Annotated in this window: 17 protein-coding genes; 6 read left to right on the plus strand and 11 right to left on the minus strand. The window is 63.1% G+C overall.

Annotation, left to right across the window (positions count from 1 at the left end):
- The first annotated feature begins 2 nt into the window (after positions 1-2).
- From NKJ26_RS18005 to NKJ26_RS18030, 6 genes are all read left to right on the plus strand, one after another.
- Positions 3-1,118, plus strand: coding sequence for an ABC transporter ATP-binding protein (locus NKJ26_RS18005; protein ID WP_352602091.1), 1,116 nt, complete (start codon positions 3-5; stop codon positions 1,116-1,118).
- A 3-nt stretch (positions 1,119-1,121) separates the two neighbouring features.
- A complete protein-coding gene (locus NKJ26_RS18010; protein ID WP_352696372.1) occupies positions 1,122-2,618 on the plus strand; it encodes a GMC oxidoreductase in 1,497 nt (498 codons plus the stop codon).
- A 151-nt stretch (positions 2,619-2,769) separates the two neighbouring features.
- Positions 2,770-3,531, plus strand: a complete 762-nt coding sequence (locus NKJ26_RS18015) for a 3-ketoacyl-ACP reductase (RefSeq protein WP_352602095.1) — start codon at positions 2,770-2,772, stop codon at positions 3,529-3,531.
- Positions 3,532-3,543: 12 nt separating this feature from the next.
- On the plus strand, positions 3,544-5,172 hold the full coding sequence (locus NKJ26_RS18020; RefSeq protein ID WP_352696373.1) for a GMC family oxidoreductase: 1,629 nt from the start codon (positions 3,544-3,546) through the stop codon (positions 5,170-5,172).
- A gap of 12 nt (positions 5,173-5,184) precedes the next feature.
- Complete coding sequence (locus NKJ26_RS18025; protein WP_352696374.1) at positions 5,185-5,502, plus strand: Dabb family protein; 318 nt, start codon at positions 5,185-5,187, stop codon at positions 5,500-5,502.
- 90 nt (positions 5,503-5,592) lie between these two features.
- Entirely contained in the window at positions 5,593-6,810 is a 1,218-nt protein-coding gene (locus NKJ26_RS18030) for an MFS transporter (protein ID WP_352696375.1), read from the plus strand.
- 6 nt (positions 6,811-6,816) lie between these two features.
- Here NKJ26_RS18030 and NKJ26_RS18035 read toward each other — a convergent pair whose 3' ends face one another.
- The 11 genes from NKJ26_RS18035 to NKJ26_RS18085 form a co-directional block, all read right to left on the minus strand.
- On the minus strand, positions 6,817-7,662 hold the full coding sequence (locus NKJ26_RS18035; protein ID WP_027024131.1) for an EamA family transporter: 846 nt from the start codon (positions 7,660-7,662) through the stop codon (positions 6,817-6,819).
- A 7-nt stretch (positions 7,663-7,669) separates the two neighbouring features.
- The gene (locus NKJ26_RS18040; protein WP_352602103.1) at positions 7,670-8,587 is read right to left on the minus strand and encodes an endonuclease/exonuclease/phosphatase family protein; all 918 of its coding nucleotides are present in this window, start codon (positions 8,585-8,587) and stop codon (positions 7,670-7,672) included.
- Between the two features lie 89 nt (positions 8,588-8,676).
- Entirely contained in the window at positions 8,677-10,227 is a 1,551-nt protein-coding gene (locus NKJ26_RS18045; protein ID WP_352602105.1) for a cation:proton antiporter, read from the minus strand.
- A gap of 200 nt (positions 10,228-10,427) precedes the next feature.
- Entirely contained in the window at positions 10,428-11,492 is a 1,065-nt protein-coding gene (locus NKJ26_RS18050) for an ABC transporter ATP-binding protein (RefSeq protein WP_352696376.1), read from the minus strand.
- A gap of 28 nt (positions 11,493-11,520) precedes the next feature.
- Positions 11,521-12,312 (minus strand): ABC transporter permease, encoded by a 792-nt coding sequence (locus tag NKJ26_RS18055; protein ID WP_352602108.1) that lies wholly within the window; start codon positions 12,310-12,312, stop codon positions 11,521-11,523.
- Positions 12,309-13,223: an ABC transporter permease gene (locus NKJ26_RS18060; RefSeq protein ID WP_502903123.1), complete on the minus strand. Its 915-nt coding sequence runs from the start codon at positions 13,221-13,223 to the stop codon at positions 12,309-12,311. The genes NKJ26_RS18055 and NKJ26_RS18060 overlap by 4 nt, the downstream gene beginning before the upstream one ends.
- Before the next feature lie 64 nt (positions 13,224-13,287).
- Entirely contained in the window at positions 13,288-14,394 is a 1,107-nt protein-coding gene (locus NKJ26_RS18065) for an ABC transporter substrate-binding protein (RefSeq protein WP_352696377.1), read from the minus strand.
- A gap of 244 nt (positions 14,395-14,638) precedes the next feature.
- Positions 14,639-15,811 carry an iron-containing alcohol dehydrogenase gene (locus NKJ26_RS18070; protein WP_352696378.1) on the minus strand — a complete coding sequence of 391 codons (1,173 nt, stop codon included), beginning with the start codon at positions 15,809-15,811 and terminating at the stop codon, positions 14,639-14,641.
- Between the two features lie 32 nt (positions 15,812-15,843).
- Complete coding sequence (locus tag NKJ26_RS18075) at positions 15,844-16,332, minus strand: DUF2569 domain-containing protein (protein WP_352696379.1); 489 nt, start codon at positions 16,330-16,332, stop codon at positions 15,844-15,846.
- A gap of 30 nt (positions 16,333-16,362) precedes the next feature.
- Positions 16,363-17,751, minus strand: a complete 1,389-nt coding sequence (locus tag NKJ26_RS18080; RefSeq protein WP_352696380.1) for an aldehyde dehydrogenase family protein — start codon at positions 17,749-17,751, stop codon at positions 16,363-16,365.
- A gap of 192 nt (positions 17,752-17,943) precedes the next feature.
- Entirely contained in the window at positions 17,944-19,314 is a 1,371-nt protein-coding gene (locus NKJ26_RS18085) for a glutamine synthetase family protein (RefSeq protein ID WP_352602118.1), read from the minus strand.
- Positions 19,315-19,319: the final 5 nt, after the last annotated feature.

The raw sequence follows: 19,319 nt of genomic DNA on the forward strand, positions 1-19,319 counted from the left end.
CGATGGCTTTTCTGGAAATTGATGGTTTGAGAAAGCGCTTCGGCCACGTCGAGATCCTCAAGGGGATCGACCTGGAGCTGGAAAAAGGCGGCTTCCTGGTGCTGGTCGGTCCCTCCGGCTGCGGCAAGTCCACGCTGCTCAACACCATTGCCGGGCTGGAGACGATCACGTCGGGCGAAATACGCGTCGACGGCCGCACCATCAACGATCTGCATCCGTCCAAGCGCGACATCGCCATGGTGTTCCAGAGCTATGCGCTCTACCCGAACATGACCGTGGCCGGCAACATCGCCTTCGGCATGGAGATGCGCGGCGTACCGGCGGCAGAGCGCCAAAAGGCGATCGACAAGGTGGCCAAGGTCTTGCAAATCGGCCATCTCCTGCAACGCAAGCCGAGCCAGTTGTCCGGAGGCCAGCGCCAGCGCGTCGCCATGGGCCGGGCACTGGTGCGCGACCCGAAACTGTTCCTGTTCGACGAGCCGCTGTCCAACCTCGACGCCAAGCTGCGCGTCGACATGCGTATCGAGATCAAGCGCCTGCATGCGACCACCGGCACGACGATCGTCTACGTCACCCACGACCAGATCGAAGCGATGACGCTGGCGACCAAGATCGCCGTCATGCGCGACGGCGAGGTGCAGCAGTTCGGCACGCCGGCCGAGATCTACAACAACCCGGCCAATATCTTCGTTGCCGATTTCATGGGCTCACCGGCGATGAACCTGATTCCAGCGACGATCGGCGACAATGGCGGCGGGCTGGCTGTCGTGCTCGACCGCGAGGCGCGGCAGCCGATATCGCTGCCGATGGCCAATGCGCCGGCCGGGCTGGCGGCGTTCAAGGGCAAGCCGATCATCTTCGGCGTCCGCCCGGAAGCATTGACCGATCCGGAAGGTGCCGAGCGCAACGCCTCGCACATCGCCACCGCCGATTGCCATATCGAGGTCGTCGAGCCGGCCGGCTCCGATACCTTTGCCGTCACCAATCTCGGCGGCAAAGGCGTGGTGGCGCGGTTGCGCGCCGACGCCAACATCCAGCCCGGCACCAGCACGCCGCTCGCCTTCAACCTGACCAAGGCGGTGTTCTTCGATCCGGCGACCGAGAACCGCATTCTCTAGGCCATGACCAGCCCCGACATCGTCATCATCGGCTCCGGCATTGGCGGCGCAACGATCGCTTCCGGCCTCGCCGGCAGCGGCGCCTCGATCCTGATGCTGGAACGCGGCGAGTCGTTGCCTGCAACGCCGCACGCACGCGACACGCGGTCGATCTTCGTCGACGGCCATTATCGACCGAAGGAGATGTGGCGCGAAGCCGGCGGGGCGGCCTTCAATCCCGGTAATTATTACTATGTCGGCGGCAATTCGAAATTCTACGGCGCGGTGCTGATCCGCTACCGCAAAGAAGACTTTTCCGCCATGGAGCACTTTGGCGGCGTCTCGCCGGCCTGGCCGTTTTCGTATGAGGAGTTCGAGCCCTGGTATTCCAGGGCCGAGCAGCTGTTTCGCGTGCGCGGCACGCTCGGCGAGGATCCGACCGAGCCGTTCCACTCTATTCCCTATGCCTTCGAGCCGGTGCCCGACGAGGCACCGATCGCGCGCGCCCGCGCCGAACTCAAGGGCCTCGGCCTGCACCCGGCCTCACTGCCGCTCGGCGTCGACATCGACACTTGGCTGAAGGAGGGCAAGACCGGTTGGGATGCTTTCCCCAACACCGGCCACGGCAAGATCGACGCGCAATCGGGGCCGCTGACGGCAGCCCTGGCAGACGCCAACATCCGGCTCGAAACCGGCGCCCATGTCGAGTACCTCGAAGCCTCGCCCGACGGCAAAACCATAGCGGCCATCCACTATCGGCAGAATGGCGCGCTGAAGAAAGTGTCGCCTAGGCTGGTCATCCTCGCCGCCGGCGCGGTCAATTCCGCCGTCATCCTGCTGCGCTCGCCCTCTGCTGACGGCAAAGGCCTTGCCAACCGCTCCGACCAGGTCGGCCGCAATTTCATGAATCACAATTCCAGCGCCATGCTGGCCATCGATCCGCGCCGCCGCAACGACGCCGTCTACCAGAAGACGCTGATGCTCAACGACTATTATCTGTCCGACGGCAAGGGCGGCAAGCCGCTCGGCAACGTCCAGCTGCTCGGCAAGATCGATGGCAACATGCTGAGGGCCAATATAAAGTTCGCGCCGAAATTCGCGCTCGATTTCATGGCCGGCCACGCCATCGATTGGTACCTGATGTGCGAGGACCTGCCTGATCCAGAGAGCCGCATCATGGTCGACGGCAAGGACACCGTCATGCAGTGGCGGCGCTCCAACATGCAGTCGCTCGACGGGCTGACCAAGGTGATGCGCGAAAACTTCCGTGCCTGCGGCTACCCGATCGTGCTGTCGCGCCCCTTCGACAAGCGCACGCCGTCGCACCAGTGCGGCACGGTGAGGATGGGCGATGACCCGGCCACCGCGCCGCTCGACCCGTTCTGCCGTGCCTTCGACCACCCGAACCTGTTCGTCGTCGACGGCAGTTTTTTGCCGAACTCGGCTGCGGTCAACCCGGCGCTGTCGATCGCCGCCCAGGCATTGAGGGTGGCCGAGCATATTCGCAAGAGCGCGCTATGACAGGCTTGCGCGGCCCCTCATCCGCCTACCGGCACCTTCTCCCCGTAAACGGGGAGAAGAAAGAAGGCATCCTTCTCCCCGTCACTATACGGGGAGAAGTGCCCGGCAGGGCGATGAGGGGCGGCGCCGACATCCGCAAGGCTGCGCTCCAATGACCCGCCCCGCTGCTATCGTCACCGGAGGCGCGCGCGGCATTGGGCTCGCCTGTGCCGAGGCGCTTGCCGATGCCGGCTTCGACATTCTGGTCGCCGACCTCGCTGAAAACCCCGATGACAAACTTGCTGCCGACATCGCCGCCCGCGACGCAAAATTCGCCTATGTCAGCTGCGACATCGCCGATCTCGCAAGCCACACTCCACTCGTCGAAGCCGCGATCAGCGCCTTCGGACGCATCGACTGCCTGGTCAACAATGCCGGCGTCGGCGCCGTGGTGCGTGGCGACCTGCTGGAGCTCAAGCCTGAAAATTTCGACCGCATACTGGGCATCAACCTGCGCGGCACGGTCTTCCTCAGCCAGGCCGTCGCCAAGGCGATGCTGGCTCTACCGGTCGATCATCCCCGGTCGATCATCACCATCACCTCCGTCAGCGCCGAAATGGCCTCGCCGGAGCGGCCGGATTACTGCATCTCGAAAGCCGGGCTTTCGATGTGGGTGAAAAACCTGGCGCTCAGGCTCGCCCCCGAAAATATCGGCGTGTTCGAGCTGCGGCCCGGCATCATCCGCACCGACATGACGGCGGGCGTGACCGCCAAATACGATGCGCTCATCGATGGTGGCCTGGTGCCGGCAAAACGCTGGGGCGAAGCGTCAGACATCGGCGCTGTGGTGGCGACGCTTGCCGCCGGCAGGCTCGGCTTTTCGACCGGATCGATCATCAATGTCGACGGCGCGCTCTCCGTGCCGCGGCTGTAAGTGGATAGTGTCATGACCGACTACGTCATCGTGGGCGCCGGCCCGGCCGGCTGCGTTCTGGCCAACCGGCTGAGCGAGGATCCGATGAATTCCGTGTTGCTGCTGGAAGCCGGCGGCAAGGACTGGCATCCTTATATCCATATGCCGGCGGGCTTCGCCAAGATGACCAAGGGCATTGCGTCCTGGGGCTGGTCGACGGTGCCGCAGAGGCACATGAGGGATCGTGTCTTCTGGTACACGCAGGCCAAGGTGGTCGGCGGCGGCTCCTCCATCAACGCCCAGATCTATACGCGCGGCAATGCCCGCGACTACAACGCCTGGGAGAAGGAAGAAGGCCTGACCGGCTGGGGCTATCGCGACGTGCTGCCCTATTTCAAGCGCGCCGAGAACAACCAGCGCTACGCCAACGACTTTCATGGCGACCAGGGGCCGCTCGGCGTGTCGAACCCGATTTCGCCGCTGCCGATCTGCGAGGCCTATTTCCGCGCCGGCCAGGAGATGGGCATTCCCTTCAACCCGGATTTCAACGGCGCTGCCCAAGAAGGCGTCGGCTATTACCAACTGACCCAGAAGGATGCCCGGCGTTCCTCCGCCTCGGTCGCCTACCTCAACCCGATCCGCGCCCGCAGGAATCTCACTGTCCGGACCGACGTGCTGGTGACCCGTATCGTCGTCGAGAAAGGCCGCGCCGTCGGCGTCGAAATCGTCGACAGACCGGGCGGCGAGAAGACAATCCTGCGCGCCGAACGCGAGGTGATCGTCTCGTCCGGCGCCATCGGCTCGCCGAAGCTGCTGATGCAGTCGGGCATCGGCCCGGCCGACCATCTGAAATCGGTCGGCGTTACGCCGGTTCACGACCTGCCCGGCGTCGGCTCCAACATGCAGGACCATCTCGATCTGTTCGTCATCGCCGAATGCACCGGCGACCACACCTATGACAACTACGCCAAGCTGCACCGCACGGCCTGGGCGGGGCTACAATATCTGCTTTTCAAGAACGGACCGGTCGCCTCGAGCCTGTTCGAGACCGGCGGATTCTGGTACGCCGACCCCACAGCCGCCTCGCCCGACATCCAGTTCCATCTCGGCTTGGGATCCGGCATCGAGGCCGGCGTCGAGAAACTGAAAAATCCCGGCGTCACCTTGAATTCGGCCTTCCTGCGGCCGCGCTCGCGCGGCACGGTGCGGCTGAAGAGCGGCGATCCGGCCGACCATCCGCTGATCGATCCGAACTACTGGTCCGATCCCTATGACCGCGCCATGTCGATCAAGGGACTGCGGCTGGCGCGCGAGATCATGCGCCAGAAGGCGCTTGCCCCCTACGTGCTGCGCGAAGTGCTGCCCGGCCCGTCGCTCGCCAGCGACGACGAGCTGTTCGACTATGCCTGCCGAAGCTCCAAGACCGACCATCATCCCGTCGGCACCTGTCGCATGGGCCATGACGAGATGGCCGTCGTGACGCCGGATCTCAGGCTGCGCGGCATCGAAGGGCTGCGCGTCTGCGACGCCTCGGTGATGCCGCGCGTGCCCTCCTCCAACACCAATGCGCCGACCATCATGGTCGGCGAAAAAGGCGCCGATTTGGTGCTTGGTCGCGACCCGCTGCCGCCGGCGGTGTTTTCCGGCAACCGCGCGGCTTGAAGGAACGAGAAGATGATCAGGCACTGTGTATTCGTCAAATTCCGCAAGGATGCCAGCATCGCCGAGCGTGCGGCGATCCACGCCGATCTCGAGGCTCTGCGGCAGGTGATCGACGGCATGGACACAGTCGAGTTCAGCGCCAATGCCAGCCCGGAGCCGTTCGCGCGCGGCTTTACGCACGGCTTCACCATCGACTTCCGCGATGCCGCCGCTCGTGACGCCTATCTGGCGCATGAAGCGCATCAGCGCGCCGGCGCCAGGCTGGTCGCCGCACTCGAAGGTGGCACCGATGGACTGATGGTTTTCGATCTCGACCTTACGAAAAAGTGACCGCCGGTTTTTCGAAAGCCGGCTGATCGCTGTTCTCTTTTGCCAGCTGGGCGGCATATCGTCGTTTGGGGGTCGCAAGGGAGGACTGTCTTGACCCTCAATACCCAGCAGAAGAAAACTGTCCTCGCCTCATTTCTTGGCTGGACGCTCGACGCTTTTGATTTCTTCCTTCTGACATTCCTGCTCACGGATATTGCAACTGAATTCCAGACGGACGTCCCGGCAGTTTCCAAGGCGCTGTTCCTGACTTTGGCGATGCGGTTCATCGGCGCGTTCTTCTTCGGCATGCTCGCCGACAAATATGGGCGCAAGCCCATCCTCATGCTCAACATCGTCAGCTACTCGGTGATCGGGGCGCTGGCTGCGTTCTCACCCAATCTCGGGATCTTCCTGGCGCTGCGCGCCTTGTTCGGCATCGCCATGGGCGGCGAATGGGGGCTTGGCAGTTCACTGGCCATGGAATCCATCCCGCCCAGCGCGCGCGGCATGGTGTCAGGCATCCTGCAATGCGGCTATCCGGCCGGTTACCTCCTGACAGCGGTGGTCTACGGTTTGCTCTACCAGCAGACGATCTACGGCTACACGATCGGCTGGCGCGCCATGTTCCTGCTCAGCTTCGTTCCGGCGCTGGTCGTGCTGTTCATCCGCTCGCATGTGCCGGAATCACCGGCCTTCGTCGAGGCGCGGGAGACCGCCAGGCCGGGCCTGCTGGAGACACTGCAAAAGCACTGGCGCATCGCGCTCTACGCCGTCGTGCTGATGATGTTCTTCAATTTCTTCAGCCACGGCACGCAGGACCTCTACCCGACCTTCCTGAAGAAGCAGCATGGCTTCGATCCGCAGACGGTGAGCTGGATCACGATCGTCGCCAACATCGGCGCCATCGTCGGCGGCCTGGCGTTCGGCGCGTTGTCCGAAAAGATCGGCCGCGTCAACGCCATTACGCTCGCATGCCTGATCGCGTTGCCTTCGATCCCGCTATGGGCCTACAGCTCGACCCCCTTCATGCTCGCCATCGGCGCCTTCGTCATGCAGGTGGCCGTCCAGGGTGCCTGGGGCGTTATCCCGGTGCACCTCAACGAGCTCTCACCCGGATCCGTGCGCGCGACCTTGCCCGGCTTTATCTACCAGGCCGGCAATCTCGCCGCGTCCTATGGCGGCCCATACCAGGCCGGCATCGCCGAAGCCGCTGGGGGCAGCTATGGCTACGCGCTGGCGCTTTTTGCCGGCGTGGTCGCAATCTGCATCATCGTCGTCATCCGCTTCAGTCCGGAACGGCGCGGCCAGGTGATGACGGTACTCGGGTGACGGCAGCTAACCCAGCCGGAGCGCCACGACACCGGCGACGATGCTGAGCGCGGCAGCGCCGCGCCAGCCTGTCATCTTCTCGCCGAGCGCGAAGACCGAGATCACCATGGCGAACAGGATCGAGGTTTCGCGCAGCGAGGCCACCGAGGCGATCGGTGCCTTGGTCATCGCCCACATCACGATCCAGTAGGCGGCACCGCTGAGCACGCCGGTGAACAGCCCGGCTTTCCAGTCCCGCGCCAGCACCGGCAGCGCTTTCGGCCCACGGAAGACGAGGCACACCGCCAGGGCCCCAAAAGCATCGCAGATGAACAGCCAGGCGGCATAGCTCTGCGCGGTTGCGGCCAGCCGCGCGCCGCTGCCGTCGGACAGCGTGTAGCTGGCAATGAAGATCGAGGTGCACAACGCGAAGCCGACAGCGCGCAGATTCAGCCTTTCCAGATGCGCACCGCCGCGAAACGACATCACCAGTGTTCCGGCCGACAACAGGAAAATACCCAGAATGGCAAGCGGCGCCGGAACCTCGGCGACGACGAACATGCCGCCAAGGGCTGCCAGCAGCGGCGCCGTGCCGCGCGCCAGCGGATAGGTCTGGGCGAAATCGCCGGCCCGGTAGGCGCCGATCAGGAACGTGCGGTAACCCATGTGAAAGAACACCGAGGCGATTATGTAGGGCCAGACCTCGGCCCGCGGCACCTCGACGAAGGGCAGCACCATGAGTGCGGCGGTGCCCATGCCGAGCGTCATCAGCGTGATCGACAGGAAGCGGTCGAGATGGACCTTGACCAGCGCGTTCCAGATCGCGTGCATAGCGGCGGCGGCAAGCACCGCGAAGAAGACGAAGAGCGTCATGTGCGGCTCATCGGCCTCCGGGAATGGTGCTGATGCCCGGCGTTTCCAGGTCGATATCGACCCGCAACGGGAAATGATCCGACGCGACCTCGCCGATGTCGGCGCTGATCGAGCGAACGCGCCCGGCGAACATGCCGCCGACGAAGCAATGGTCGAGCCGACGCTTTGCGAGCTGGCCGTCGATGGTCTTTACATGGGTATGGAAATCGCCGCTCGGCTCGCTGGCAACAGCAGCAGCATCGACGAAACCGTCGAGATAGGCCGCTCCGCGATGATAGGGCGTGTTGCCGACGATGCGGCGGTATTCGGCGCTGCCTGGCTCCATGTTGAAATCGCCCAGCCAGATCGCCGCCAGCGGATTTTCCGGTTCTGGCTCGCCGTGTGTCCAGTTGCGCGACGGCTCGTCATCGGCGCCGCTCCACGGCCCGCCATCGAACGGCGCCCGGCTGTGCTGCGCCAAGAGATAGTCTATCTGCTCCAGCCGTTCCTCGGCCGCGATATGGGCGAGATGCAGCGACAGCACCCGCACCGGGCCGGCCGGCGTGCGGATCATGCACTCGAGCGCCGCGTTGCGGGTATTGAGCGGCCGCAGCGTGCGGCGCATCGGCAGCGAATGCAGCCGCGACCAGACGATCGGCAGCTTCGACAGCACCATGGTGCCGAACTGCCGGCGACGGTTGACCAGGCGGCCGTCGCGCCACTCGCTGGCATCCATGTCGAAGGCTGGCCCGTAGACCCAGTGGTAGTCCGGCAAGAGCCGCGAAAGCAGTTCTGGCTGGTCGTCATGATTGCTGCGCTGCCAGTGCCGCTCGACTTCCTGCAGCGCAACGATGTCGGCGCCGTCAACGATGCGCGCGGCGCGCGAAAGATCGTAGCGGCCGTCGCTGCCGAACCCGTACTGGATGTTGTAGCTGACCAGCTTCATTGCTTATCCGGCTCAATTTCGACGAAGGCAGTAGCGGTTCGGCGGATCGGTTGCAATGTGCCGGGCGAATGGCGGAGCTAGGCCAGCGGCTAGGTCGTCAGCGGTTGGAACCGGCCGGCCGGCGAAGCCGCCAGTTCCGTCCAGTCGATCTCCTCCTCCAGGCGGTGATAGGCCTCGTCGCCGATCGTGCCGTTTCGGCGCAGCTCCTCCAGCTGATCGCGCTGGCTCTTGATGGCATAGAGGCGCAGCCTGTCATACTCGGTCGCTGCCTGGGCATCCTCGGGATTTTCGGCGATGGTGCGCTGGGCGGCATATTGCTCCCGCACCGCGGCCGCCGCATCCGACGTCTTGCGGCTCAACACATTGAGCGCGGCCTGCATGATGGCGACACGCGCCTGCGCAACCTCCCGGTCGACCGTCTCGTCCGGCTCAAGATCGAGGATGTGCAGCAGCGGCTTGAGGCTCACGCCTTGCAGCACCAGTGTGCCGAGGACGACGGTGAATGCGGCGAGCACGATCGGGTCGCGCCCGGGAAAGTCCTGCGGCAAGGCAAACGCCGCCGCCAGCGTCACCAGTCCGCGCATGCCGCACCAGCTGATCAGCACGCCGCCACGGACCGAGGGCGCATCCCTCTGCCGGTCCGCGTTCCCGGATCGGGCAAGCCGCCGGATGATCACGCCGCAGCCCATCACCCAGACGAAACGCGAAACGATGACGACGGCCAGAACCGCCGCGGCAAACAGGAATGCGCTGGTCTGCCCGGCGCCGGTCAGCCGCTCCACGATCGACCGCGCCTGCAGGCCCATCAGCACGAAAGCCAGCACGTTGAGCACGAAGACGGCGGTTTCCCAGACCGAGTAGGAGCTGATGCGCTTTCTTGCCGACATACGGCGCGGCGCCGTCTGCGCGATGGTCATGGCGTAGACGACTATGGTGATGATGGCGGAAAGTCCGAGCTTGTCGGCCAGGATCCAGACGCCGAAAGTGCCTGCGAACTGCACCACCGTCCCGCTCGCGGCGTCTTCGATGCGGCTGAGCGTGGCAAGCGACAAGCGGCCGAGCACGTAGCCCGCGACAAGGCTTCCAACCGTCGACAGCGCAATCATGGGCGCCGCACTGCTCAGCAGGACCGGGCCGAGTGCCGCGCCCACCGCGATGCGGTAGATCAGCAGCGCGGTCGCGTCGTTGAGCAGGCTTTCGCCTTGCAGGATAGCGGTGATGCGGTGCGGCACCTTGAACTGGCCGAGCACGGCCGAGGCTGCGACGGCGTCGGGTGGCGCAACGATGGCGCCGAGCGCAATGGCGGCCGCGACCGGCAGGCCTGCCATCTTCCACCCGACCAGCGCCACTGCCATCGTCGTGAAGAGGACGGCTCCGAGCGCCAGCAGCACGAGCGGTACGCGATAACGATTGAGGTCACGCAAGGATGTGTCATAGGCGGCATCGAGCAGAACCGGCGCGATGAACAATGCAAGCGCCAGTTCCGGGTCGATCTCTATAATCGGCACGCCAGGTACGAAGGCGATGCCCGCGCCCGCCAGTGCCAGCAAGGACGGATAGGGAACCTGCACGCGACGCGACAATGCCGTCAGCGCGACGGCGATCAACAGCAGAACCAGCGTCAGTTCGAACAGGGCCATGGCCTGTTATAGCCGTGAAGCGGCGCTGGCGGCAGTGGCAAGCCGGCTGTAAGCTGTTGATTTAGCCACTCCGCCCGACGGGCCTGTCAGCTCCGCCCCCGGACACTGCCGTATGCCCTTCGTCGCGCCGGGCTGATCCTTCATGTGCCAGTTGTGTTGAGATTCAGATCAGGCCGGCCTCATCTGAATATCGGCACGGCTCAGTGCAAAACCAGCATGTCGCCCGACGAGAACGAAATCTCCGCTTTTTCCCCAACCGCCGGCGGCGGCGTTGCCGGACTGTTGAACGTGTCGAGCGAAACCGTGTTGCCGCCGATGCCGACGCGAACCCGGATCACCGAGCCGAGGAAATGCACCTCTGATATTTCGCCTGAAAGACTGGAGTCACGGCCGGGCTGGCGGCCGAGCGAAATGGCTTCCGGCCGCAGCGCCAGCGACAGCGTGTCGCCGGCCTTCGAGCCGTTGAGCTTGCCCTTCAGCGAGACCTGTTCGGAATTGACGCGCACCGTGCCTGCCGCGACATCGGTGACGGTGCCTTCGAGCACGTTCAGCGTGCCGACGAAATTGGCGACGAATTTGGTCGCCGGCCGGTTGTAGATCTCGAACGGCGTGCCGACCTGTTCGGCCTTGCCGCCATACATCACGGCAATGCGGTCCGAGATCGACAGCGCCTCTTCCTGGTCATGGGTGACGAAGATGGTGGTGATGCCGAGCTTCTTCTGGATCGAGCGGATTTCCTCGCGCAGCGACACGCGCACCTTGGCGTCGAGCGCCGACAGCGGCTCGTCCAGCAAGAGCAGTTTCGGCTTCGGCGCGATGGCGCGGGCCAGCGCGATGCGCTGCTGCTGTCCGCCGGAGAGCTGGTAAGGATAGCGGTCGCCCATCTGCGGCAGCTTGATGATATCGAGCATCTCGGCGACGCGTTTGTCGGCATCGGCCCTGGGCATGCCTGCCACCTTCAATCCGAAGGCGATATTCTGCGCCACCGTCAGGTTGGGGAACAGCGCGTAAGCCTGGAACACCATGCCAATATTGCGCTGGTTCGGCTTCAGCCTGGTGATGTCCTTGCCTGCGACGACGATCTTGCCCGCCGATGGCTCCTCGAAGCCGGCGACCATGCGCAGCACGGTGGTCTTGCCGCAACCCGACGGCCCCAGGAAAGAGACGAACTCGCCCGGTTCCACGTCGAGGTTGAAATCCTGCACCACGGTGGTGGCGCCGAAGGACTTTCGCACATGCTGGATGGAGAGGAATGGCTCGGCCATGTTCTTTCTTTCGATCAGTGCTTTGCGATCAGTTTGGGCGGTTAGCAGATTTCGGCGCGAACCGCGACAGCACCTGGATGAGCGACATGCAACCCCAGGTGATCACGAAGGCGATGATGGACAGCGCCGCCGGCTCGTAAGCTCGGTTGGCAACCAGATTCTGGAGATACGGCCCGAAGGCAGGCCGGTTGAGCAGGCTCGCCATGGTGAACTCGCCAATAACGATAGCGAAGGTGAGGAAGGCACCCGACAGCACCGCAATCAGCACGTTCGGCAGTATCACGCGGGTGACGATCGTGCCCCAGCCGGCGCCGAGGATCTGTGCCGCTTCGGTCAGCGTGCGCACGTCGATGGTGCGCAGTCCGGTGTCGACGGCCCTGTACATGTAGGGCAGCGCCAGCGCTGCGTAGCCGATGACCAGCAGCGCGTTGGTGGCGGTATTGTTCGACAGGAACGGCAGTGGCGAATTCGAGCCGTACATTCTGATGTAGCCGAAAACGATGACGATTGCCGGTATGACCAGCGGCAACAAGGTGATGAACTCGACCACCGGCCGAAGCTGGGGCAAACGCAGCCGGATCCAGTAAGCGGTAGGCACAACGATCAGCACGCCGAGCAGGATGGTGAAAACCGCCACGATCACCGAATACATGAAGGTTGTCTGGAACTGGCTGTCGCCAAGCACGACCTTGTAGGCATCGAAGGAATAGACGCCGCGGCGCATGCGCAGCGAAAACTCGATCGTCGCGATCAGCGGTATAAAGAAATAAGCCGCACCGAGGAGGAAGACGACCCACGCCCAGAATCTGCCGGCCTTCATTTGAGCCACCTCTCCGAGCGTGTCCGGAACCAGATGTAGAAGATGTTGGCCAGCCCGGTGATGAAGATCATGCCGAAGGCGATGGCATAGCCGAGATGGGCGTTGTGCAGCACATCGCCGCGTATCTGCGCATAGAGCAGTATCGGCACGATATTGAGCGAGGAGCCGGTCAGCGCATAGGCGGTGGCGATGGCGCCGAAGGCGTTGGCGAAGAGCAGGATGACGGTGCCGAGAAAACTCGGCCACAGCACGGGTATCACGACCATGCGCCAGTACTGCGCCTGGGTGGCGCCGAGCGTCGCCGCCGCCTCGCCCCATTCTCTCTTCAGCCCGTCGATCGCCGGCACGATGATGACCACCATGAGCGGGATCTGGAAATAGACATAGGTGAGCGTCAGTCCCCAAAATGACAGCAGGTTGAAGCCATGGGCATAGATGTTGAAGCTGACCAGCGTATTGAGCAGGACGGTAACCAGTCCGAGCCGGCCAAGCGTGGCTATGAAGGCGAAGGCCAGCGGTACGCCGGCGAAATTTGAAGCCACCCCCGAAAAGGTCAGCGTTCCCGAGCGTATCCATTCGGGCAAACCGCCGCGCACGATGGCGATCGCGATGGCCAGTCCCGCGAAGGCGCCGATCAGCGACGAAGCCAGACTGACCTTGATCGATATCCAATAGGCGGCGACGATATTTGCCTGCGACAGCGCGGCTATGTTTTCCAGCGTGAATTCGCCGGCATCGTTCTGGAATGCGCCCAGCATCAGGTAGAGCGTGGGCAGGATCAGGAACATGATGGCGAAGATGAAGAACGGCGCAACGCCGAGCCATTGCGTCGGCAGCCTGATACTGCGCGCTTCGGCGGGAGGCGCGGCTTTCCCCGCCATGGTCTGATTGGAAAGCGAGAGATCGGTCATGCGCCGGCTACCGTCTTCGAGGACATCCGGGCGACCTTGCGGCCGCCCGGATCGATTTCACAGCTTACTTGACGTTGGCGCCGACGACGGCGTCCCAGTTCTTGGTGATGGTTTCCTTGGCCTTGCCCTGCTCGTCGAGCGTCGGGAACACCGCGGCCGCATAGGACTCGGCTGGCGGCAGCTTGGCCAGCACGTCCGCCGGGACGTTGCCGTTCTTGGCGAGATCGTTGAAGCGGATCGGGTGGCAATAGCCCTTCAGCCAGCCGATCTGGCCTTCGTCGGAATAGAGATATTCCATCCACAGCTTGGCCGCGTTCGGATGCGGCGCGAAAGCACTGATCGCCTGCACATAGACGCCGGCGACGACACCGGTCTTCGGCACGATCACGTCGACCGGCGGGTTGCCCTTCAGCGTATCGCGACCGGAGAGCGCGTTATAGTCCCAGGTGACGAGGATCGGCGTCTGGCCCTGGGCAAGCGTCGCGGTCTTGCCGATGACCGGAACGAAATTGCCGGCGGCGTTGAGCTTCTTGAAGAAGTCGAGGCCGGCGGTGCCGGCGGCTTCGCCAGCGGCGGCACCCGACGACAGACCGGCGGCATACACGGCCTGGATCGCCTGGTTCGAGGCGCGCGGATCGCCGGCAAGGGCGACCGAGTTGGCGAATTCCGGCTTCAGCAGATCGGCCCAGTCGGTGGGTGCTTCCTTGACCAGATCCTTGTTAACCTCGAAGGCGAGCACGCCGTAATAGTCGCCGTACCAGGCGCCGTCGGCATCCTTGGCGCTGTCGGGGATCGAGTCCCAGGTCGACACCTTGTAAGGCATCAACAGGCCGTCGGCCTTGGCGGTCGGACCGAAGGACAGGCCGACGTCGATGACGTCGGGCGCCTGCGGGCCCTTATTGTCCTTGTTGGCCTTGATTGCCTCGACCTCGTCGCCGGAGCCGGCGTCGGGGTTGAGTTCGTTGACGGTGATTTCCGGATATTTCGCCTTGAAGCCGGCGATGACGTCGCCGTAGCCACACCAGTCATGCGGCAAAGCGATGGTGGTGAGCTGGCCTTCGGCCTTTGCGGCCTTGACGAGATCGTCCAGCGGTGCCGCGGACGAAATCACCGTCGACGCGAAAAGCGCCGCGGCCGAAAGGGAAAGCACTTTCCCCGTGAATTTGAACATGTGTTCTCTCCGTTGAACTGACGCCGTTGGACGCCTGCGATGCGGTATCGTTTTCGTGTGACAGCCGGATGAAAGCTTTGTGAAACCGGCTGCTCGCAGAGCGAAAAGTAAACTCTTTTTAACTTGACGTAGCAATCGCCCCACGATTGTTTTTCCGGCTAATTAGTTTGTGCCTTGCCCTTCATCCCCTCCCCTTATTTTTGTACCCCTTTTTCCAGATCAACTTTCGGCCCCGAAAATCGCCTCACACGGTGCCGGCGATGGCGTTTTCGAGCAGGCTGAGCACCGCCTTCTTGGTAAGCTTGACCGGGTTGCCGCCGGCTGTCGGATCGACCACCGCCATGTCGGCGATCAGCGCCTTGCGCTTCTTGTCCATGTCGAGCCCCTTGATCAGGCCCGGCAGAGCATGCGGCACTTTCAATTCCTTGCGCAGCTTGATGATCGCCTTGGCGAAACCATCGAAACCGCCCTTGATGCCGCAATAGGCGGCGAGCCGCGCGATGCGGTCCTCGATCGCCTCGCGGTTGAAAGCCAGCACATAGGGCATGAACACCGCATTGGTCATGCCGTGATGGGTGTCGTAGAGCGCGCCGACCGGGTGCGACAGCGAATGGATGGCGCCGAGCCCTTTCTGGAATGCCGCAGCGCCCATCGCCGCCGCGCTCATCATGTGGGCGCGCGCGATAAGATCCCTGCCATTGGCATAGGCCTTCGGCAGGTTCTCGAAGACGAGCCGGATACCTTCCACCGCAATGCCGTCGGCCATCGGGTGATATCCCGGCGCACAATAGGCCTCGAGGCAGTGAGCGAGTGCGTCCATGCCGGTGCCGGCGGTGATGAAGCCCGGCATGCCGACCGACAGTTCCGGATCGGCAATGACGATCGCCGGCAGGAGCTTCGGATGGAAGATGACCTTCTTGGTGTGCGTCGCTTCATTGGTGATGACGCCGGCGCGGCCGACTTCGGATCCGGTTCCAGCCGTGGTCGGCACCGCGATGATCGGCGCGATCGCATCCGAATCGGCACGCGTCCACCAATCGTCGACATCCTCGAAATCCCACACCGGCCGCGTCTGTCCAGCCTGGAAGGCGATCAGCTTGCCGAGGTCGAGCGCCGAGCCGCCGCCGAAGGCGATGACGCCGTCATGCTTGCCTTTCTTGAACACCGCGATGCCGGCGGTAAGATTGGAGTCGACCGGGTTCGGCTTCACCTCGGAAAAAACGCCGTAGGACACTTTGGCATCGTCGAGGATCTTCAGCGTCGACGCGACGACCGGCAATTTCGCCAGTCCGGGATCGGTGACGAATAGCGGCCGCTTGATGCCGGTGGCATCAAGCACCTCGGGCAATTCCTTGATTCGTCCGGCGCCGAAGCGGACGGTGGTGGGGTAGTTCCATTTGGAGAACAGCTTGGACATTTCTTCTCGATTTCAGGACGTTGGGATGGAGACTATTGGGTGAAGGTATTTTGAACGCGCTGGGATTTCTGCATGTATAGAATCCAGATCACGGAATAAACGATAGCCCTTTGAACGCTCCTTGCCGTCTCTGCATCGAACAAAGCCACGCCTTGCGCCTCAGAGATATCGCCAATTTGGATTCTCGCGGCGGCAAGAGCGGCCAGGACAGAGACGGGACTGACGGCGGCCCAGACGATGTAAAGGCGTGGAAAGGCCCGCTTCTTGCCGAACAGCAAAACGAGCAAGCCCAGCGGGCAGGCGACCGCGATCGCCAGATATCCGAAAACCTCCGCCACGACGAAGACCTGCTGCGCGCCAGTTAGTAGGCTAAAATACTCGGACAGGCCGATATGGTGATCGAGCAGAACCAGACCACCCAGCGGCATGAAAATGAGGCCAAGCATTGGCACGATGAGGTAGCCGCCAATACCCTCTGGCCCCTGACGAGACGATGGTGTGGACGGCTGTATCTCGGACATTGCCCCTCCTCTGAGCGGCGTTCAGGCAGATCAGATCGCTTCGCGCAGATGGAATGATTTCGGCCTGGTCAGATTGTCATAGCCGATGGCGGACAAGCCCGCCCCCTTGCCGGTGTCCTTGACGCCGGTCCAGACAAGCGCCGGATCGAGATAGTCGCAGCGGTTCATGAACACCGTGCCGGTCTCGACGCGGTTGCCGATCGCCACCGCATGCTCGGTATCGCGCGTCCAGATCGAGGCTGTCAGCCCGTAGGGACTGTCGTTCATCAGCGTGATCGCCTCCTCGTCGTCGCGCACCTTCATGATGCCGACGATAGGGCCAAAACTTTCCTCGCGCATGACGCTCATCTGATGGTCGACTCCGGTCAGCACCTCCGGCGCCAGATAGGGCGAGCCGGCCTGGTCGTTGGCCACCTTCATGTTGATGTGCGCGGTGGCGCCCTTGCGCAGCGCCTCGGCTTTCTGCTCGCGGATCAGGTCGGCGAAACGCGCCTGCGCCATCGGCCCCATCGTCGTCGCCTGGTCCAGCGGATTGCCGACGACATAGTTCCTGGTCTCCGCGATGAAGCCCTCGACGAACTCGTCATAGACTTTTTCATGCACATAGACGCGTTCGATGCCGCAGCAGCACTGGCCGGAATTGTAGAACGCGCCATCGACCAGATTGGCGACGGCGTGGTCCATTTTGGCGTCCGGCAGTACATAGGCCGGATCCTTGCCGCCAAGCTCCAGGCCGAGCGTCATGAACGTGCCGGCCGCGGCCTTTTCTATGGCGCGGCCGCCGCCAACCGAACCGGTGAAGTTGACGTGATCGATCTTGCCGGAGCCAAGCAGCTTCTCGGTCTGGACATGATTGAGCACGACGTTCTGGAACACGCCCTTGGGCAGTCCGGCCCTGTCGAAAGCCTGTTGAAAACGCTCGCCGACCAGCAGCGTCTGCGCCGCATGCTTGAGGATGACGGCATTGCCGGCCATCAGCGCCGGCACGATCGTGTTGACCGCGGTGAGGTAGGGGTAATTCCACGGCGCGATCACCATGACCACGCCGAGTGGATCCTTCTTCACATAGCGTCGGAACCCGTCCTTCGGGTTGGAGGCCGGCACCGATCTGAGCGCCGCCTCGGCGATCTCGACCATGTAGTTGGTGCGTTCCTTGACGCCGCCGAACTCACCGCCGTAACGCACCGGACGCCCCATCTGCCAGGCGATCTCCGGCACGATCTCGTCGGTCATCGCGACCAGCGCTTCGAGCATCGCAAGCATGTACTTGCCGCGTTCGACGATCGGCGTCTCGGCCCACTTTTCCTGCGCCGTCTTGGCGCGTTCGACGGCGGCATTGACCGCCTGGTCTGTCGCTATCGGCCGCTCGGCATAGATCGAGCCATCGACGGGGGATTTGAGTTTGACCGTTTCGGCCATCGTTTAAGTCCTCGCACTTCTGTACAATCGAAAAATCACATGGCTTGGCGCTGCCCTCATCCGCCTGCCGGCACCTTCTTCCCGTATAGTGACGGGGAGAAGAGAAGCGCTCCAGCGCCGGCGAGCCCCTCTCCCCGTTCTTCACGGGGAGAGGGTAAGCGTGAGGGGCGGCGCCAACGCTCGCAAGTCAACTTAATACCGCTCGAACCCCCTGTGCAGTTCCCAATCCGTAATCCGGCGGTCGTATTCGAACTGCTCCCATTTTGCGGTGTGGACATAATGTTCGAGCACGTCTTCGCCGAGCGCCTGCTTCAGCATCTTCGACTTCGTCAGCGTCTCCGTCGCATCGCGCAACGTTTTTGGAATTTCCGGCAAACGGGAGGCCTGATAGGCATCGCCGACGAAGGGTTTCTGAAGCTCCAGCTTCTCGTCGATGCCGGCAAGACCGGCGGCGATCAGCGCCGCGAAAGCGAGATACGGATTCAAGTCGGCGCCGCCGATGCGGCATTCCATGCGGATGCCCTTGGTGCCCTCGCCGCACAGGCGGAAGCCGGCGGTGCGGTTATCCTCGCTCCACATGATCTTGGTCGGCGCGAAGGTGCCGGCCTGGAAACGCTTGTAGGAGTTGATGTACGGCGCCAGGAACCAGGTGAATTCCTTGGCGTATTTCAACTGTCCGGCCGCCCATTGCTGGCCGAGCGTCGACAGCGTCCATTCGGCATTCTTATCGAAGAACAGCGGCGTCTTGCCGTCGGCGCTCCACAGCGAATTATGGATGTGGCTGGAATTGCCGGCCAGCCCATAATTGTACTTGGACATGAAGGAAATCGACTTGCCTTCGGACTCGGCAATCTCCTTGGCGCCGTTCTTCAGGATGACGTGGCGGTCGGCCATATCGAGCGCCTCGGCATAGCGCACATTGATCTCTTCCTGGCCCGGGCCCCACTCGCCCTTGGAATTCTCGATCGGAATGCCTGCGGCTTCCATCTCGTTGCGAAGCCGGCGCATGACACCTTCTTCCTTGGTGGTGATCCCGATCTGATAGTCGCCAATATAGGGCGAGGCGGTGTCGAGGCCCTGCCAGTGCTTCTTGCGGGCGGAATCGTAGGTCTCGTTGAACAGGTAGAATTCGAGCTCGGACGCGAAATAGCCGATATAGCCGCGCTCGCTCAGCCGCTTGACCTGCTTCTTCAGGATGGCGCGCGGCGAGTGCGGCAGGTCGTCATGCGTGTGATGGTCGAGCACGTCGCAGATCACCAGCGCCGTCTTCTCCAGCCATGGAATGCGCCGCAGCGTCGCGAGATCCGGCTTCATGACGAAGTCGCCATAGCCTTTCGACCAGCTTGCCGCCTTGTAGCCCGGCACCGGCTCCATATCGATGTCGGCGGCCAGCAGGTAGTTGCAGCCATGCGTCTCGTCATGCGCGGAATCGACGAAGTACTGCGCCAGGAACCGTTTTCCCGCCAGCCGGCCCTGCATATCGACGATGCAAGCCAGCACCGTGTCGATCTCGCTGCTGGAGACCGCTTTCTTCAACTGATCGAACGAGAAATTCCCGGCCATTCCTT

Source organism: Mesorhizobium sp. M0152, from assembly GCF_040322415.1.
GTDB lineage: Bacteria > Pseudomonadota > Alphaproteobacteria > Rhizobiales > Rhizobiaceae > Mesorhizobium.

Excerpts from the sequence above, each read along its gene's own strand:
- NKJ26_RS18005 (WP_352602091.1), top strand. The coding sequence starts at position 3 with ATGGCTTTTCTGGAAATTGATGGTTTGAGAAAGCGCTTCGGCCACGTC.
- NKJ26_RS18010 (WP_352696372.1), top strand. The coding sequence starts at position 1,122 with ATGACCAGCCCCGACATCGTCATCATCGGCTCCGGCATTGGCGGCGCA.
- NKJ26_RS18015 (WP_352602095.1), top strand. The coding sequence starts at position 2,770 with ATGACCCGCCCCGCTGCTATCGTCACCGGAGGCGCGCGCGGCATTGGG.
- NKJ26_RS18020 (WP_352696373.1), top strand. The coding sequence starts at position 3,544 with ATGACCGACTACGTCATCGTGGGCGCCGGCCCGGCCGGCTGCGTTCTG.
- NKJ26_RS18025 (WP_352696374.1), top strand. The coding sequence starts at position 5,185 with ATGATCAGGCACTGTGTATTCGTCAAATTCCGCAAGGATGCCAGCATC.
- NKJ26_RS18035 (WP_027024131.1), bottom strand. The coding sequence starts at position 7,662 with ATGACGCTCTTCGTCTTCTTCGCGGTGCTTGCCGCCGCCGCTATGCAC.
- NKJ26_RS18040 (WP_352602103.1), bottom strand. The coding sequence starts at position 8,587 with ATGAAGCTGGTCAGCTACAACATCCAGTACGGGTTCGGCAGCGACGGC.
- NKJ26_RS18045 (WP_352602105.1), bottom strand. The coding sequence starts at position 10,227 with ATGGCCCTGTTCGAACTGACGCTGGTTCTGCTGTTGATCGCCGTCGCG.
- NKJ26_RS18050 (WP_352696376.1), bottom strand. The coding sequence starts at position 11,492 with ATGGCCGAGCCATTCCTCTCCATCCAGCATGTGCGAAAGTCCTTCGGC.
- NKJ26_RS18055 (WP_352602108.1), bottom strand. The coding sequence starts at position 12,312 with ATGAAGGCCGGCAGATTCTGGGCGTGGGTCGTCTTCCTCCTCGGTGCG.
- NKJ26_RS18060 (WP_502903123.1), bottom strand. The coding sequence starts at position 13,223 with ATGACCGATCTCTCGCTTTCCAATCAGACCATGGCGGGGAAAGCCGCG.
- NKJ26_RS18065 (WP_352696377.1), bottom strand. The coding sequence starts at position 14,394 with ATGTTCAAATTCACGGGGAAAGTGCTTTCCCTTTCGGCCGCGGCGCTT.
- NKJ26_RS18070 (WP_352696378.1), bottom strand. The coding sequence starts at position 15,811 with ATGTCCAAGCTGTTCTCCAAATGGAACTACCCCACCACCGTCCGCTTC.
- NKJ26_RS18075 (WP_352696379.1), bottom strand. The coding sequence starts at position 16,332 with ATGTCCGAGATACAGCCGTCCACACCATCGTCTCGTCAGGGGCCAGAG.
- NKJ26_RS18080 (WP_352696380.1), bottom strand. The coding sequence starts at position 17,751 with ATGGCCGAAACGGTCAAACTCAAATCCCCCGTCGATGGCTCGATCTAT.
- NKJ26_RS18085 (WP_352602118.1), bottom strand. The coding sequence starts at position 19,314 with ATGGCCGGGAATTTCTCGTTCGATCAGTTGAAGAAAGCGGTCTCCAGC.